Source organism: Sinosporangium siamense (assembly GCF_016863435.1).
GTDB classification, from domain to species: Bacteria; Actinomycetota; Actinomycetes; order Streptosporangiales; family Streptosporangiaceae; genus Sinosporangium; species Sinosporangium siamense.
This window is the reverse complement of the sequence record NZ_BOOW01000039.1, coordinates 16,432-32,149: the sequence shown is the minus strand read 5'-3', so window position 1 is coordinate 32,149 and position 15,718 is coordinate 16,432. Positions and strand designations below refer to the sequence as shown.

At 69.7% G+C, this 15,718-nt stretch carries 15 protein-coding genes; 4 read left to right on the top strand and 11 right to left on the bottom strand.

Annotation, left to right across the window (positions count from 1 at the left end; translation table 11 throughout):
• Positions 1–216: 216 nt before the first annotated feature.
• From Ssi02_RS29900 to purB, 5 genes are all read right to left on the bottom strand, one after another.
• Positions 217–1,569, bottom strand: coding sequence for a sensor histidine kinase (locus Ssi02_RS29900; RefSeq protein WP_204030945.1), 1,353 nt, complete (start codon positions 1,567–1,569; stop codon positions 217–219).
• Complete coding sequence (locus tag Ssi02_RS29895; protein WP_204030944.1) at positions 1,566–2,228, bottom strand: response regulator transcription factor; 663 nt, start codon at positions 2,226–2,228, stop codon at positions 1,566–1,568. The genes Ssi02_RS29900 and Ssi02_RS29895 overlap by 4 nt, the downstream gene beginning before the upstream one ends.
• A 9-nt stretch (positions 2,229–2,237) precedes the next feature.
• Positions 2,238–3,542 carry an MFS transporter gene (locus Ssi02_RS29890; protein ID WP_239130029.1) on the bottom strand — a complete coding sequence of 435 codons (1,305 nt, stop codon included), beginning with the start codon at positions 3,540–3,542 and terminating at the stop codon, positions 2,238–2,240.
• Between the two features lie 518 nt (positions 3,543–4,060).
• Positions 4,061–4,801: a GNAT family N-acetyltransferase gene (locus tag Ssi02_RS29885; RefSeq protein ID WP_204030942.1), complete on the bottom strand. Its 741-nt coding sequence runs from the start codon at positions 4,799–4,801 to the stop codon at positions 4,061–4,063.
• Positions 4,798–6,225 (bottom strand): adenylosuccinate lyase, encoded by a 1,428-nt coding sequence (gene purB, locus Ssi02_RS29880; RefSeq protein ID WP_204030941.1) that lies wholly within the window; start codon positions 6,223–6,225, stop codon positions 4,798–4,800. Before purB ends, Ssi02_RS29885 begins: the two co-directional genes overlap by 4 nt.
• 126 nt (positions 6,226–6,351) lie before the next feature.
• Between purB and Ssi02_RS29875 the strand changes: the two genes are divergently transcribed.
• Complete coding sequence (locus tag Ssi02_RS29875; protein ID WP_239130027.1) at positions 6,352–6,651, top strand: hypothetical protein; 300 nt, start codon at positions 6,352–6,354, stop codon at positions 6,649–6,651.
• A gap of 6 nt (positions 6,652–6,657) precedes the next feature.
• Here Ssi02_RS29875 and Ssi02_RS29870 read toward each other — a convergent pair whose 3' ends face one another.
• The 3 genes from Ssi02_RS29870 to Ssi02_RS29860 form a co-directional block, all read right to left on the bottom strand.
• Complete coding sequence (locus Ssi02_RS29870; RefSeq protein ID WP_204030940.1) at positions 6,658–6,957, bottom strand: DUF4190 domain-containing protein; 300 nt, start codon at positions 6,955–6,957, stop codon at positions 6,658–6,660.
• Between the two features lie 153 nt (positions 6,958–7,110).
• A complete protein-coding gene (locus Ssi02_RS29865; protein ID WP_204030939.1) occupies positions 7,111–8,397 on the bottom strand; it encodes an ArsB/NhaD family transporter in 1,287 nt (428 codons plus the stop codon).
• Positions 8,398–8,570: 173 nt separating this feature from the next.
• Positions 8,571–9,029 carry a CBS domain-containing protein gene (locus Ssi02_RS29860; RefSeq protein WP_204030938.1) on the bottom strand — a complete coding sequence of 153 codons (459 nt, stop codon included), beginning with the start codon at positions 9,027–9,029 and terminating at the stop codon, positions 8,571–8,573.
• Positions 9,030–9,290: 261 nt separating this feature from the next.
• Here Ssi02_RS29860 and Ssi02_RS29855 point away from each other — a divergent pair, with 261 nt between their 5' ends.
• Both Ssi02_RS29855 and Ssi02_RS29850 read left to right on the top strand, forming a co-directional pair.
• Complete coding sequence (locus tag Ssi02_RS29855) at positions 9,291–10,325, top strand: sensor histidine kinase (RefSeq protein WP_204030937.1); 1,035 nt, start codon at positions 9,291–9,293, stop codon at positions 10,323–10,325.
• Positions 10,322–10,978, top strand: a complete 657-nt coding sequence (locus Ssi02_RS29850; protein ID WP_204030936.1) for a response regulator — start codon at positions 10,322–10,324, stop codon at positions 10,976–10,978. The genes Ssi02_RS29855 and Ssi02_RS29850 overlap by 4 nt, the downstream gene beginning before the upstream one ends.
• A gap of 3 nt (positions 10,979–10,981) precedes the next feature.
• Here Ssi02_RS29850 and Ssi02_RS29845 read toward each other — a convergent pair whose 3' ends face one another.
• Together Ssi02_RS29845 and Ssi02_RS29840 are read right to left on the bottom strand one after the other, a co-directional pair.
• Complete coding sequence (locus Ssi02_RS29845) at positions 10,982–11,221, bottom strand: hypothetical protein (protein ID WP_204030935.1); 240 nt, start codon at positions 11,219–11,221, stop codon at positions 10,982–10,984.
• Between the two features lie 189 nt (positions 11,222–11,410).
• On the bottom strand, positions 11,411–12,877 hold the full coding sequence (locus Ssi02_RS29840) for a serine/threonine protein kinase (RefSeq protein WP_204030934.1): 1,467 nt from the start codon (positions 12,875–12,877) through the stop codon (positions 11,411–11,413).
• A gap of 1,179 nt (positions 12,878–14,056) precedes the next feature.
• Between Ssi02_RS29840 and Ssi02_RS29835 the strand changes: the two genes are divergently transcribed.
• Positions 14,057–15,259 carry an MFS transporter gene (locus tag Ssi02_RS29835; protein ID WP_239130025.1) on the top strand — a complete coding sequence of 401 codons (1,203 nt, stop codon included), beginning with the start codon at positions 14,057–14,059 and terminating at the stop codon, positions 15,257–15,259.
• Position 15,260: 1 nt separating this feature from the next.
• On the opposite strand, the gene Ssi02_RS29830 is transcribed toward Ssi02_RS29835, so the two are convergent.
• A complete protein-coding gene (locus Ssi02_RS29830) occupies positions 15,261–15,704 on the bottom strand; it encodes a MarR family winged helix-turn-helix transcriptional regulator (RefSeq protein WP_239130023.1) in 444 nt (147 codons plus the stop codon).
• Between the last annotated feature and the right edge of the window lie 14 nt (positions 15,705–15,718).

Sequence of the window (15,718 nt, the reverse complement as noted above, 5' to 3'; positions counted from 1 at the left end):
TCGCCGTACCCGACGGCCGGCCTCGGCTCTGCCGCACCCCACGCCCGACCCGGCGCCGCCGTACCCAACGGCCGGCCTCGGCTCTGCCGCACCCCACGCCCGACCCGGCATCGCCGTACCCGACGGCACGGCCTCGGCGCTGCCGTACCCCCAGGCCCGGCCCGGCGCCGCCGTACCCAACGGCAGGCCCGGCGTCGCCGTACATCCCGGTGTGGCTCAGCCGCTCTCGTACGGCGCGGCCAGGGCGAACTCGACCGCGAGGCCGCACGGTGCCGCGGGCAGGAGGGTGAGGGTGCCGCCGGACGCCTTGGCCAGCTCCGTCGCGATCGCGAGCCCGAGGCCGCTGCCCGGCACGTTGGCGTGGGCGCCCGAGCGCCAGAAGCGGCCCTGGGCCTCCCGCAGCTCCTCCTCGGTCAGCCCCGGCCCGTCGTCGGCGACGCGCAGGACGTGCCCCGCCATCGTGACCGTGACCGTTCCGCCGGCGGGTACGAACTTCTGGGCGTTGTCCAGCGCGATGTCGGCGACCCGCCCGGCCGCCTCCGGCACCGCGACGGCCCACCGCTCCTCGGGGAGCTCCACCGCGAGCGTCAGGCCCTTCGCGGCGAACACCTCACGCCATCCCGCGAGTCGGGGTGTGAGCTCGGCCACGACCTCGACCTCACGCATGGCCGCGCCCGCCTCCACCCTGGCGAGCGCGAGCAGGTCCTCCACGAGGTCGGCCAGCCGGTCCACCTCGGCCAGCGCCTCGGCGTATTCCGCCGCGCCCTCCTCGCGCAGATGCGGCTCCAGGTTCTCCAGCCGCAGCGACAACACGGTCAGCGGCGTGCGCAGCTCATGCGAGGCGTCGGCCACGAACGCCCGCTGGCGGCCCATCGTCGCCGACACCGCCTCGGCCATCTCGTTGAACCGCTTCTCCAGCCGGCGCAGCTCCGAGGGGCCCGCCCCGTGTCTGGCTCGCGCCTCCAGCCGGCCGCCGGCGATCTCCGTCGTGGTGCGGTCGAGCTCGGTCACCGGGCGCAGGATCCACCGCGCGAGCCGCCTGGCCAGCAGCACCGCGAACCCCAGCGCCACCAGCGCCGCGACGGCGAGTGCCCCCCAGACGAGCGCCACCTCGGTCCGCGCCCGCTCGGTCGACACCTCCAGCAGGACCGCCCCCGACACCTGGGCGTCACGCCCGGCCGGCTCGGCGATCAGCACGCGGGACGGGCCGAACGGCACCACCGTCGGCAGCTCCTCGGTCGTGCGGCCGGACAGCGCGAGCCGCACCGCCTCGCGGTCGTCGGACCTCATCGTGCCGGCCTCCAGCAGCACGTCGCCGACGCGGTCGCGGACACGCACGGCGGCGCCGTACAGCTCGGCGTAGCGCGACACCTCGGCGGTCAGGCCGAGGCGGTCGCCGTCGCCGGCCGCCTGGTCGGCGAGCTCGGCGAAGCGCGTTGCGTCCGCGCGGCGATCGAGCAGCAGCCGGTTGGTGACGTGGGCGGCGTAGGCGATGCCGAGGGGCACCGCCAGCGCCACGACGAGCACCGCGATCAGCGTGGCGAAGGCGACGACCAGCCGTGAGTTCACGCCGAGCCGAGCCGGTAGCCGGTGCCGCGCAGCGTCTCCACCAGCCAGGGGCGGCCCGTTTTGGCGCGGATGCCGGCGACGTGCACGTCGAGCGAGCGGGAGGCCGACAGCAGCGGGTCGCCCCACACCTCGTCGAGGATCTCCTCCCGGCCGCGCACCACTCCCGGCATGCGGGCCAGCAGGAGCAGCACGTCGAGCTCCCGGCGGGTCAGCACGACCTGCTCGCCGGCCACCGTGACCCGCCGCCCGGCGAGGTCGATCTCCACGTCGCCGGAGGCGACCTTGTGGCCGGTGACGGGGAGCGGCCGGGTGCCGCGCCGCATGACGGCTTCCATGCGGGCCATGAGCTCGGCGGTGCGGAAGGGCTTGACGAGGTAGTCGTCGGCGCCCGAGCGCAGCCCGCGAAGCACGTCGCGCTCCTCCACCCGGGCGGTGACCACGATGATCGGCACGCTCGACACCCTGCGGGCGCGGCGCAGCACATCGAGGCCATCCATGTCGGGCAGGCCCAGATCAAGCAGGACGAAGTCGACGCCCCCCGCCAGACGGAGAGCGTCGATCGCCAGTCCGGCCCGCACCACCCGATGGCCGTGCCGCGTCAACGCGGTGGTGAGGGCGGCGGCGAGCCGGTCGTCGTCCTCGACGAGAAGAACTCGCATGGCGCAAGGCTAGACCGAGACCGGCGTCTTCTCCTCCCGAGCCAGGGAAGTGTCCCGAGTTTCCCGCATAAACAGGTAGACGACCAGTGACACCGCCGCACAACCGGCGACGTACCAGAAGAAACCCGGCTCAAAGCCCGCATTCTTAAACCAAAGCGCCACATACTCCGCCGTGCCGCCGAACGCCGCGTTGGCTATCGCGTACGGCAGAGCCACGCCGAGCGCCCGCACGTGTGTGGGGAAGAGCTCGGCCTTCACCACCGCGTTGATCGAGGTGTAGCCGGTGATGACGAGCAGCCCGGCCAGCGACAGCACGAGCGCGTCGGCGAACCCGCCCACGCTGCCCAGGGCGCTCATCAGGGGCACGGTGAACAACATGGAGCCGACGCCGAAGGTGATGAGCAGCGGGCGCCGCCCGATGCGGTCCGAAAGGGCCCCCGCCGCGGGCTGGAACAGCATGAACAGGAACAGGGCGCAGAAGCTGACCAGCGTCGCCGTCTCCTTCGCCAGCCCCGCGGTGTTGGAGAGATATTTCGTGAGGTAGGTGGTGTAGGTGTAGTAGGCCACGGTGCCGCCCATGGTCAGGGCGATCACGAGCAGGAACTCCTTCTTGTGCGCCATCAGGGACCGCATCGTGCCGCGCGGGCGGGCCCACGCGCGGGCCTCCTCGTCGAAGACCTCGGTCTCCAGCAGGTTGCGCCGCAGGTAGAACACCACGGCCGCGCCCAGTGCGCCCACCACGAAGGGGATGCGCCAGCCGTACGAGTGCAGCGCCTCTGCGGACATCGTGCGCTGCAGGACGATCTGCAGGCCGAGGCCGAGGAGCTGGCCCGCGGTCATGGAGACGTATTGGAAACTGGAGGCGAAGCCGCGTCCGCCGCGCGGGGCCGCCTCGGTGAGGTAGGTCGCGCTGGCGGCGTATTCCCCGCCGACCGACAGACCCTGCATGAGGCGCGCGACCAGCAGCACGAGGGCGCCAAAGTAGCCGACCGAGTCGTAGGTCGGCGCGACGGCGATCAGCAGCGCGCTCAGCGACATCAACATGACCGACAGCGTGAGCGCCTCCTTGCGCCCCCGCTGGTCTGCGTAGCGGCCGAGCAGCCAGGCGCCGACGGGGCGCATGAAGAAACCCACCGCGAATATGCCGGCGGTGTTGAGGAGTTGCGCCGTGGCGTTGCCTGTGGGAAAGAAGGACGCGGCGAAGTAAGTGGCGAAACTCGCGTAGACGAACCAGTCATACCACTCGACCAGATTGCCAATGGAACCGCCGATCACGGCTTTCCATGGCGTGCGCGGGGCTGCTTCAGCCGACACGAGACCTCCTCCTCGGAGATTGATGCGGCTCCGCAGCATCTATGCCAAGGGAATGCCCCGTGAAGGGGTAGTGCCGGAGATCTAACATGCGCTTAACGTTGGGTTCTCGGCCGGTCACGCACGTCATTCGCCGTGCCCCCCGGCGTACGGGGAGACGGACCTGTGCAGGCACCCGCACACGCGCCGACTCCGGCTCTGCAGTGTGCGGCCCCGGCCGGCGTCGCGGCCAAAAGAGGCACTACCCTTCCGGCCGCGACGGCCTCTCGCGATGCCGGCCGCCAGGGCGCCGGATCGCCCGTTCTATATGCGCCGCACCCTAAACACAGCGCCATGGGGAAACGTTCGCTCTCCATGCCCGGTTAGATTAACGTCATAAGCGCGATATAGAGATGCGCGCTCCGCGCAAAACAGACGGTATTTCTACACAAAGCCGCAGTCCAGCGCGCCCAGCCGGTATTTGTCCCCGGAAACCGGGGGCCTGCGGCACGTGTGCCCCTTCCCGAAAACGGAAATCCACCTCACACGCCCGGGACGCGGCGCGCGGACGCCATAAACCTCCGGGTGAACCCAAGCCGCTCATACACGCGAATCGCCGACTGATTCGCGTCGTCCACCAGCAGCGCCGCCCGCCCGTGCGTGTCCACGAGCTCACGCACCACGAAACGGCACACCCGCTCGGCCAGTCCCCGGCCGCGGGCGTGCACCGCGGTGGCCACGCCCGCGAGCAGGCCCACCTCGGGGGCGCTCCACGCGTCGGCCGCCACCGCCGCGAGCTCGCCGGCGGCGTCGCGCACGCCCGCCCAGCGGCGCACCCCCTCGACCGAGGGGGTCGCGTACGACTCGGGGTGTGCCGCCGCGAGCAGGGCGGTCACCTCGGCCTCCTCCTCGCGGCTCAGCCACGCCACGCCGGGCCCGCCGGTCGGCGGCGCCTCGGCGACCACCATCCACGAGAACGCGCCCCGTAACTCCACTCCGGGGACGCGGTGCGCCACCTCGCGCAGCAGGTCCACCTCGCCCAGCAGCGAGAACCCGGGCCCGCGTTCCGCGAACGCGTGCTCGGCCAGCCGGGCGGCGTCCCGCGGGTCGCCCCACAGCGCGATCCGGTCGTGCCGGGCGACGGCGGGCGAGGTCACCGCCACCGCCTCGCCGCCCGCCCACGCCCGCGTGAGCGGCCCCATGCCCTGGGCCACCCACACGATCAAGTCGTCGTCGCCGCAGGCGGAGGAGACCTCCGCCACGGTCGACAGCTCGCGGATCACAGGATGGCGCCCGGAGTGTAGGCCGCCGCTTCGGGATCGCTCTCCACGACCCGCGCCACCCGCGCCGCCACAGCGTCCACCTGATCGCCGGCGGCACCCGTGAACGACAGGTGATCGGCCAGCAGCGCGGTCAGCCCCTCAAGGTCCAGGGGGAAACGCGGGTCGGCGGCGAGCCGGTCGAGCAGGTTGTTGGAGCCGCCCGCCCTCATGCCGAGCGCCGCCGCGACCGCATGCTCCTTGATCACCTCGTGGGCGGTCTCGCGGCCCACCCCCGCCCGCACCGCCGCCATGAGCATCTTCGTGGTGCCGAGGAACGGCAGGTAGCGCTCAAGCTCGGCCGCCACGACCGCCGGGAACGCCCCGAACTCGTCCAGCACGGTCAGCATCGTCTCCGCGAGCCCGTCGAAGGCGAAGAACGCGTCCGGCAGCGCCACCCGGCGCACCACGGAACACGACACGTCCCCCTCGTTCCACTGGTCGCCGGCCAGCTCTCCCACCATCGACACATAGCCGCGCAGCACGACGGCCAGGCCGTTCACCCGCTCGCACGAGCGCGTGTTCATCTTGTGCGGCATCGCCGACGACCCGACCTGGCCCTCGGCGAAGCCCTCGGTCACCAGCTCGTGGCCCGCCATCAGCCGGATCGTGAGTGCCAGCGACGACGGCGCCGCCGCGAGCTGCACCAGCGCCGACACCACCTCGTAGTCGAGCGACCGCGGATAGACCTGTCCCACGCTGTCGAGCCGCGAGCTGAACCCGAGGTGGGCCGCGACCCGGTCCTCCAGCTCCGAAAGGCGGGCCCGGTCGCCCCCGAGCAGGTCGAGCATGTCCTGCGAGGTGCCCACCGGCCCCTTCACCCCCCGCAGCGGATAACGCGCCAGCAGGTCGTCCAGCCGGCCCACCCCCGCGAGCAGCTCCTCGGCGGCCGAGGCGAACCGCTTGCCGAGCGTCGTCGCCTGCGCGGCCACATTGTGCGAACGCCCGGCCATCGCCAGGCCCGAGTGCTCCACCGCCAGCCGGGCGAGCCGCGCCAGCAGCGCCACGCAGCGCCGCCGCACCAGCAGCAGGCTGTCGCGGATCTGCACCTGCTCGACGTTCTCCGTCAAATCGCGCGAGGTCATGCCCTTGTGCGCGTGCTCAAAGCCGGCGAGGGCGTTGAACTCCTCGATGCGGGCCTTCACGTCGTGCCGTGTCACCCGCTCCCGCGCCGCGATCGAGGCGAGATCGACATTCCCCACGACCTTCTCGTAGGCCGCCACGGCCTCCGGCGGCACGGCCACCCCGAGATCGGCCTGGGCCTTCATCACCGCCACCCATAGTCGCCGCTCCGCGACGACCTTCTCCTCGGGCGACCAGACACGGGCCAGCGCCTCGGAGGCATAACGCGCGGCCAGAACGTTAGGGATTTTCGGCTTGGAAGTCACGTCCGCTCATTTTATTGGCCGCCGAAACCCCCTCCACCACATGGGGTGCTCCGTACGGCAAAGCCGGCTCATGCCGTACCCCCAACGCATAACCGCCGGTCAGCCCCGGCAGCAGGCGCCGGATTCGTGTCGATCACCCCCCTTGGAAGGGAAGATCGGGCTAAAGTCGGTTTCCCACCCGACCCTTTGGGATCGCCCACCAGCCTGGAGGCAGAGATCTTTAGCTATGAGTTCGCCACTGTGGAGTGGCTCTGGGACAACGGATCACTTCGCGTCAACCTACCCGGCGGCAGCGAGAGCAAGCTCTCGGGCAGCTACAACGAGGTGGTCGCTCTGCTCTCCGACCTCGGCAGCCAGGGCTGGGACGTCGCCACCTGCACCTCCGGCGGCAACTGGCTCTTCTGGACCCTCCGCCGCCAGCGCTGACCGGCGCTACATGTTCTCTAACATCCAGTAGAAGGTAAAGAAGACGTCCATCGCGATGTTGATGGCCAGGAAGTAGACCGCCAGCCCCACGTAGCCCACGACCAGCGCGGCGATCGTCCTCCACGGCACCTCCGCGCCGGCGCGGTACCGCCGCGCGACCGCCATGTGTCCGAGGACGACGGCTGGAATGCTGGTGATCCCGACGAGGAAGACGCCGAGGATCGCCAGCACCAGGGCGACGTTCGTCAGGCGCTCGTCGGTGACGTCCCGGTCGTCTACGCCTGGGGTTTCCAGAATCTCTGCCACAACCGCGCTCTTCCGTCGGCCAGGGGGCGACCGGCTGCCCCACCGGCGCCTCGGACGGGATCATGATCGCATCCGTATCCCCGCTATAGGTGGAAAACCCACAATTCGAAAAGGATGCCCGCCGACCAGGTCGGCGGGCATCCTCGGGGACCGTCACATGAAGTAGCGCAGCCAGACGTACACCCAGGCGATCACCAGGCTCAGCGCGGTGACCACGATGCCGTACTTCGTGAACTGCCAGAAGCTGATCCGGTGCCCCGACCGCGCCGCGATGCCGATCGCGACGACGTTGGCGCTCGCGGCGACAGCCGTACCGTTGCCGCCGAAGTCCGCGCCGAGGGCGAAGGCCCACCAGAGGGCCTGGCCGGTCGCGGGGTCGGGCGCCTGGGCCACGAGCCCCTCGACGATCGGCGCGGTGGTGGCGACGTACGGAATGTTGTCGAAGAACGCCCCGAAGACCCCCGAGCCGAAGAGCAACGCGGTGGCCGCGGCGAAGTAGTCGCCCCCGAAGGTGTCGACGGCCCAGGTGCCGATCGCACCGATGACCCCGGTGTGGATCAGACCGGAGACCATGACGAACAGCGCCATGAAGAACACCAGCGTCGGCCACTCCACCTCGCGCAGCACCTCGGAGGTGTCCGACCGCGAGACCAGCAACATCACGCCCGCGCCCACCAGCGCCACGATCGACGGGTCGATGTGCAGCACCGAGTGCAGCGAGAAGGCCACCACGACCAGGCCGAGCACGATCAGGCACCGCCGCAGCAGCACGGGATCGGTGATCGCGCGCCGCTCATTGAGCGCCATGACGGCCTCCACCCGCTCGGGGTGGTATTCGAAGGACTTACGGAACAGCACCTTCGTGAACAGCGTGAACAGGATGAACACCACGATCACGATGGGCGCCATGTGCACCAGGAAGTCGTTGAAGGTCAGACCCGCACGGCTGCCGATGATGATGTTCGGCGGGTCGCCGATCAGGGTCGCCGCCCCGCCGATGTTGGAGGCGAGGATCTCGGCGATGAGGTACGGCTGAGCCGGGATGCGCAGCCGGTCACAGACGACGACGGTGACGGGCGCCACCAGCATGATGGTCGTGACGTTGTCCAGGAACGGCGAGGCCACGGCGGTGATCACCATGAGCATCACCATCAGCCGGTATGGCCGTCCTTTGGACTTCTTGGCCGCCCAGATGGCGAGATAGTCGAACAGTCCGGTCTGCTTGATGATGCCGACGATCACCATCATGCCGAAGAGCAGGAAGATGACGTTCCAGTCGATACCCGCGTGCTCGGAGAAGAAGACCTCCGCACCGGGGATCAAGGAGAACACGGCCATGAGACCGGCCGCGATCAGCGTCACCTTAACCTTGTTGATCTTCTCGGTGGCGATGAAGAAGTACGCCGCCACGAAGATGCCGAGCGCGAGCACTCCGGTCATGGGGCGAGCCCCGGCGGACCGTAGCGTCCGGCGCCGACGAAGGTGACGCGGGGTCGCTCATGCGGGCGGAGGACGGGTGACGGCGGTATCCGCCGGACGTCCGATCCGAAAAAGGCATGCATGAGGAGACCTCCGAACAATGTGCGATGGCTGTGGTACTCAGAAAAGGGGGATCAGTCGCCCGGACCGACGACGGCGAGGCTGGTCAGCAGCCGCTCAAGCGTGATCGCGCCGAGCAGCACGCGGTCGCGGTCGACGACCGCGACGAGCGGGCTGCGCATCCGCGCCATCAGCGCGGCCACCTCCAGCAGGTTGGCGTCGGGCTTCACGAGCACCGGCTTCGCCGGCGGGTCGGGCAGGCAGTCACCGACGGTGAGATTGCCGAGTTCCTGCCAGAAAAGGTCGGCGTGGGCCTCGTCGATGGCGCGGCACAGCGCCGGATCGGCCTGAAACGACTCGGGGATCGCGAGCCGCAGCACCTGGGTGCCGGGCAGCACCGTGTGCGGGCGTCCGGCCTCATCGACGACGATCAAGCCGGGCTGCCGCCCCAGCGCCATGACCCGCACCGCCTTGGCGACGGGGTCGCGTACTGTCACCGTGGGAAGGTTCACGGCGATGTCGCGTGCTTGCATGGCTCCGTCCTGTTGGTCTGAATTGATGGTCGTCGTCAGTGCGGTCACGACATCTGACCTCCTGGTCCTTGATCGGCCGGGTCCTTGATCGGCGCGCTGAAGTCGGCGGTTCCCCCTTTCGAACCAGTATTCGAGGTGACCACCCATGAACACCATCGGGTCTGACACCCATTCGCCGTGGGGTCCGCTATGTATTCGCCGGTGAGGGATGGGTGGCGGTGCGGATAGACAAACGGGCCCCGAGGTGACCAAGCTCGAATCATGAGCGACCGCTACCCACCACCCGGGGCACCGAGTCTCCGGGCGCCGGGCGGGAAGAACCCCGTCCAGCGACTGTACCGCCGGCTGTTCCTGATGAACGGACTGGTGTTCACGGTGGGGACCCTGGTGCTCGCGTTCTCGCCCGCCACCGTCTCCTCACCCGTCCTGCTCACCGAGCTGCCGGTGCTGATCGTCGGCCTCGCGGTGCTCCTGGCCGTCAATGCCCTGGTCCTGCGCACCAGCCTGGCGCCGCTGTCGGCGCTCACCACTCTGATGCAGCGGGTCGACCTGCTCGGCATGGACGACCGGCTCGTCGACAACGGCAACGGCGACCTTCACCAGGTGATCGAAACGTTCAACGCCATGCTCGACCGGCTGGAGTCCGAACGCAGCACCGCGAGCGCCCACGCCCTCGCCGCCCAGGAGAACGAACGCCGGCGCATCGCCCGCGAACTCCACGACGAGATCGGCCAGAGCCTCACCGTCGTCCTCCTCGGCCTCAAACGCGCCGTGGACCGGGCACCCGGTGACCTGGCCGAAGAACTCCGCGCCGTCCAGGAGACCGTGCGCGCCAGCCTGGACGAGGTACGCCAGGTCGCGCGCAGGCTACGCCCCGGCGTCCTTGAGGATCTCGGCCTGCAGAGCGCCCTGAGCGCCCTCAGCAGCGACTTCTCCCAGGTCATCGGCGTGCCGGTGACCCGCAAGGTGGACCCCGCCCTGCCGAAGCTGAGCGCCGAGACCGAACTCGTCGTCTACCGCATCGCCCAGGAGGGCCTCACCAACGTCGCCCGGCACGCCCGGGCCGACGCGGTGGAGTTGTCCCTGACCGAGGAGGACGATCACCTGACGCTGCGCATCACCGACAACGGCCGCGGCGGCGCCAGAAACGACGGCGCCGGCATCCGCGGCATGCGCGAACGCGCCCTGCTCATCGGCGCCAAACTGACGGTCGACTCACCCCCCGGCGGCGGCACCGAGGTGCGGCTCGCCATCCCCTGTACGGCGAAGCCCTGTGGCGGCGAGGAGGAAAGGTGACCACCGGAAAGACACGGATCCTGCTGGCCGACGACCACGCCCTGGTCCGTCGCGGCCTGCGGCTGATCCTCGACGCCGAACCCGACCTGGAGGTCGTCGCCGAGGCCGCCGACGGCGCCGAGGCGGTCGACGCGGTGTCGTCCGAGGACATCGACCTGGCCGTGCTCGACGTGGCGATGCCCCGCATGACCGGCATCCAGGCGGCCCGCGAGATCGCCCGGCGGGCACCCGGGGTGCGGATTCTCATCTTGTCGATGTACGACAACGAGCAGTACTTCTTCGAGGCCCTCAAAGCCGGGGCCTCCGGCTATGTCCTGAAATCCGTCGCCGACCAGGACCTCCTCGAAGCCTGCCGCGCCGCTATGCGCGGCGAACCCTTCCTCTACCCCGGCGCCGTGACAGCCTTGATCCGCGACTACCTCCAACGCGGCGCCCGCGGCGAACGCGTCCCCGAGAGCATCCTCACCCCCCGCGAGGAGGAAATCGTCAAACTCATCGCCGAAGGCAACAGCGCCAAGGAAATCGCCGACACCCTGGTCATCAGCGTCAAGACCGTCGACCGCCACCGCGCCAACATCCTCCAGAAACTAGGCATGCGCGACCGCCTGGAACTCACCCGCTACGCCATCCGAGCCGGCCTCATCGAACCCTGACCGTCACCTGAAGTCACCGGCCGGTACGGACAACTCCCTGAGCCGAGCCACCAACTCATCCCGTTCGCCGCGCAACATCACATTCTCCCGGCGCAGTTCATCCACTACCCGGCGGAGTCGGTCGACGTCGGCTTCCCCCGCCCCCGGGGCGACAGCGCTGGTCAGATCCCATAGCCGCAACGCCCCGTCGTGGCCCGCAGTGGCCAGCCGACGACCATCCGGACTCCACGCCACAATTCCCATGGAGCCGGTGTACCTGGGCAACAACCGGCCTACCTGGATTGGGGCAGGGCCAGATGGGTGAGGGGGTGGAACGGCGCCCTTGCCGACTGCCGCAGCGGCCTCCGCCGCCGGCCACAGAGTTCGGAACTCCCCGACATCCCCTTTCAGCGCCTCCACGATGAGCTCCAGGTTGGGCAACCCTCACGGCACCTAGCGCTGCCAGGTCTGTTCGGCGGCGGGGCCGCAGGGGCGCTGCACGGCCGCCAGGCCGCTGAGGGCCTCGCCTTCGGGGATTGTGAGGCACATGCCGGTGGCGGCGTTGCGGAGGTTGCCGCCCTCGTAGGTCCAGTGCTGGGCGGTGCGGCCGGCTTCGCAGCTCCGTTGGACCACCTCGCCGCCGGACTTTGTGCTCGCGGCCGCGAGGCACAGGCCCGTTTCGGTGTTGCGTAGCGACCGCTCCTCAAAGCGCCACCACAGTTCGTCGCCGTCCAGGGGCGGCTTGTCGTTGCCCGAGTGCTCTTCGTCGCCGTCCACGCATGACCGCTGCACGGCTTCCTCGCCCGTCTCGCTCGTGTCGACGGACAGGCACATTCCTGTCGCCTCGTTGCGGTACTTGTCGGCGCGTCCGGAGTTCGCCCCGGCCGAGGTGGGGTCGGCGGAAGAGGGCACGGTGTGCCGCGCCGTCACGGCGCCGCGCGGCCGGGAGGTCTCGGTTGGCTTGGATTCGTCCCGCTTGGCTGAGGGGGAGGCGGACGTGGCGACCGCGCGGGAGTCGGCGTCGCCGCTCGTCATGATCCACGCGGTGCCCCCGCCCAGCAGCAGTACGGCACAAGCCCCCGCGATGGCCGGAACCCGCATGTCCCGGGGTTTTCTCCGGGTGGCGGCGCGGCGCGACGGCTTCTTGGCGAGACCGGGGGCGGCGGGGGGCGGGGGCGGGGCGTCGCCGCCGATGAAGGCCATCTGGGCGCCCTGCGCGGTGGGGCGGGCGGTCGGCTCCTTGGCCAGGCACTCGGCCACGACCTCGCGGAGAACGCCGTTCAGCGGGCCGAGGTAGGCGTCGTCGCGCAGTATCCGGTGGGCCACGATGGCCGGGTTCCCGTCGCCGAACGGCGGCTGACCCGAGGCGGCGAACACCATGACGGCGGCCCAGGCGAACAGGTCTCCTGCGGGCACGAACCGGCCGCCGGCGACCTGCTCGGGCGTCGCGAAGGGCGGCCGGGTGCCGACGGCGAGGCCGAAGTCGACGACGACGGCACCCTCGGGGCCGCAGATCACGTTGCCGGGGTGAAGGTTGCCGTGGACGATGCCCGCCTGGTGGATCGCGGCCAGTCCGGCGAGGGTCTTGACGGCGATCCGCTCGAGTTCCGTGCCGCGCCGGGGCCCTTCGGAGGTCACGAGGGCGTGCAGTGAGGGCCCGGGGATGTAGTCGCTGACGACGTAGGGGTGGTCACCCCACTCCCCCACCTCCACGATCCTGGCCGTGCAGTACGCGGGCACGGTGGCCGCCGCCTCAAGCTCTCCGGCCGATGGGCGGCTCTCTCCGTTGAGCACCTTGACGGCGTAGTCGTTTTGCCCGCGCCGTCCCAGGTAGGTGGTGCCCGTGAGGCTCGCACCGAGCCGCCCGTGGAGTTTGTAGCCGCCGAGATCGGCGGGGTCATCGCTGTGCAGCGCCGGCACCTGTCCCCCGTCTATACGAATATGTCGACTTTAGTGGAATCCAGCATCAGGACTGGGCGCACAAGCGTATTACCCTTTCCAATTCCCCAGTACAGGATAGAAAGATTAAGGACATTTAAGGTCAGCAACCCCCTCACAGTCACGAAGTCCACCAGGCAGGCATTCACCCGGCGAACCACGGCTTCCACCGACAATGGGGCACCGGAGCAGCGGAAACACCACAGCCGGCACCCGCCCCACGCGGGAGAACCCCCTGGTCGCCACCCCCACTCAGAAGTTGCATTCCGAACAGATTTCCCAACAGGACATCCGACCCACAGATACCCCGCCGAGTCACATTCCAACTGTGGCGAAAATCACCTGGTGACCGGCCCTCCTCGCAAATCAGCCACAGAATCCAAGAGCAACACGGCGGAGCGCACTTAACACCACACACGGAAATCGGGCACCGCCGTAGCCGCTCCACCATGCCCCTCGATCCCCCCGAAGCCCGCCCCCTCGACACCGAAGCCTCCAGGCACCCCCATTAGCCAATGCCCGAAACGCAACACAGGACATGACCATTAATCCCTCCGCCGGCCCTCGCGCTCCCCGGCTCCGCCGTACCCACCGGTAAACGACCAGGGACATCGGCTCCGGAAAAGGCGACGTCGTCCTTGCCGGGACGCGGGTGAAGCCCGCGTGATCCCTTCGGCGTCGCTGTGCCGCGAACCGAGGAGGTGAGACCGATCAACGTTGTGACAGGTCGGGACTCCCTCCCTCGCACGGCTTAGGGAGTGCCCGCAGAAGGCATCCCGAAAGGCATGAAACGCTATGCGCTTCACCTCTGAGACGACGCCGTCCGTCTGGCGCTGTTCGACGTCCTGGGCTCGGCGGAGAAGACGCTGCACGCCAACCCAGGCGGGCACGGGGAGATGCCGGTGTTCGCGCTGGACGGCACGCTGCGGTTCTTCGCCCGGCACCTCGGCTGACACCTGGGCGCGCCGATCGGGGCGCGCTCCCGATCGGCGCGATCCGTAGGCGGAGAAATCCGGTGCTAAGCCAACGGGCATCGCCGTACCAGGCGATCTTTGCGCTTTACATGCCTCTAGCTGGAGATAGGGGCAAAAAGATGAGGCGGACGATTCATCTGGTATGGGATAGTTTGGGGGGCTAGTTACGCGAAGGACTGGGGGCCGCGTGAGCGCCGGAACCATCGATGCGACGGCGCGCCGCGCACGGATCTCTGTCGGCTACTTCTTTGCCCTGCTCGGCATCACGCTTGGCGTGTGGGCGGCCCGGATCCCCGCGGTCAAGGCGAACCTTTCCCTCAGCGAAGGCCAGCTCAGCATCGGCCTGTTCGCTCTGGCGGCCGGGCTGGTGGCGGGCATGCAGGTCGCCGGGCGGCTCACCGACAGGCTGGGGAGTTCGCGGCTGATGGTGCCGGCCGGGATCGTGATGGCGGTCGCGATGATCCCGCCGGGCTTCGCGCCCGACCTGATGTGGCTGATCGTCACCCTGGCGGTATGGGGCAGTCTCAACGCGCTGCTGGACGTGTCCATGAACGCCCACGCCGTGGAGGTCGAGCGGGTGTACGGCCGCCCGCTGATGTCGTCCTTCCACGGGATGTTCAGCGTGGGCGGCCTCATCGGCGCCGGTCTCGGGGCGCTGGCCGCGTGGCAGGACGTCTCGGTGGGTGTCACCATGATCGCGGTGAACGTGCCCTTGGCGATCGCCGCGGTGTTCATGGGGCGGTGGCTGCTCCCCTCGGCTCCCGCCGTACGCACAGAGAGCAAGGAGAGCGCGCAGAAGGGAACGCCGGGGCCGAAGCGACGGGGCCGCTGGTCGGGGGCGGTGCTGTTCATGGGCGTGATGGCGTTCGCGGGCTCGGTGGGCGAGGGCGCGGCGGTCGACTGGACGGCGGTCTACCTCAACGGCGATCTCGGCGCCTCGCCCGGGGTCGCCGGCATCGGATATGCGGTCTTCTCCGTCTGCATGACCATCGGGCGGTTCGCCGGCGACCACCTGGCGCTGCGGTTCGGGCCGGTGGCGCTGGTGCGCTGGTGCGGGCTGCTCGCCGCGCTGGGACTGGGGATGACGCTGCTGGTCGGCGACCTGGCCGTGGCGATGGTGGGGTTCGGGCTGTTCGGGCTGGGGTTGTCGACGATGGTGCCGCAGGTGTTCTCGGCGGCGGGCAACCACGACCCGGCCCGCGCCGGTGAGGCGATCGCGCAGGTCGCGACGCTCGGCTACTCGGGGCTCATGCTCGGCCCGGTGATCATCGGCGGAGTGGCGGAGCTGACCGGGCTGCCGACGGCTCTCGGCATCCCGGTCTTCCTGTGCGTGTTCATGTCCGCGGCAGCCGTTTCGCTGCGTCCCCGCGCCGGGCGGCTCGCCGCCTGAGTCAGGCGAACCCCTGGGCGGCTCTGCTGATCTTCTCCATGACCGCCTCCAGCTCACGCAGGGTGTCGGTGTCGAGCTGCTCCAGCAGCCGGCTGTACCTCGCGAAGCCCGCGTCGGCGATGTCCTGCAGGAGCCGCCCGCCCTCCTCGGTGAGCTCGACGAGGCGGATCCGCCGGTCGGCCGGGTCCTCGCGGCGGGTGGCGAGCCCGTGGGCGACGAGCCGGTCGACGATGCCGGTCACGGTGGCGAGACTCACGCCGAGGCGCTGTGCGATCTGCTGACCGGAGGCCGAGCCCGCGGATGTGAGCAGCATCATGACGTTGAGCTGGCGCAGGGTGAGCGGCGATGAGAAGAGTGGGGACGATTGATCCTCGGCGAAGTGTCGTCCCAGCTCACGCTGGATGTCGCCGATGCGTTTGATCATCGCGCTGCGTTCGTCGTCCACGGCCACCTCTCGCC

Excerpts from the sequence above, each read along its gene's own strand:
- Ssi02_RS29855 (WP_204030937.1), top strand. The coding sequence starts at position 9,291 with ATGAGCGACCGCTACCCACCACCCGGGGCACCGAGTCTCCGGGCGCCG.
- Ssi02_RS29865 (WP_204030939.1), bottom strand. The coding sequence starts at position 8,397 with ATGACCGGAGTGCTCGCGCTCGGCATCTTCGTGGCGGCGTACTTCTTC.
- Ssi02_RS29845 (WP_204030935.1), bottom strand. The coding sequence starts at position 11,221 with ATGGGAATTGTGGCGTGGAGTCCGGATGGTCGTCGGCTGGCCACTGCG.
- Ssi02_RS29895 (WP_204030944.1), bottom strand. The coding sequence starts at position 2,228 with ATGCGAGTTCTTCTCGTCGAGGACGACGACCGGCTCGCCGCCGCCCTC.
- Ssi02_RS29860 (WP_204030938.1), bottom strand. The coding sequence starts at position 9,029 with ATGCAAGCACGCGACATCGCCGTGAACCTTCCCACGGTGACAGTACGC.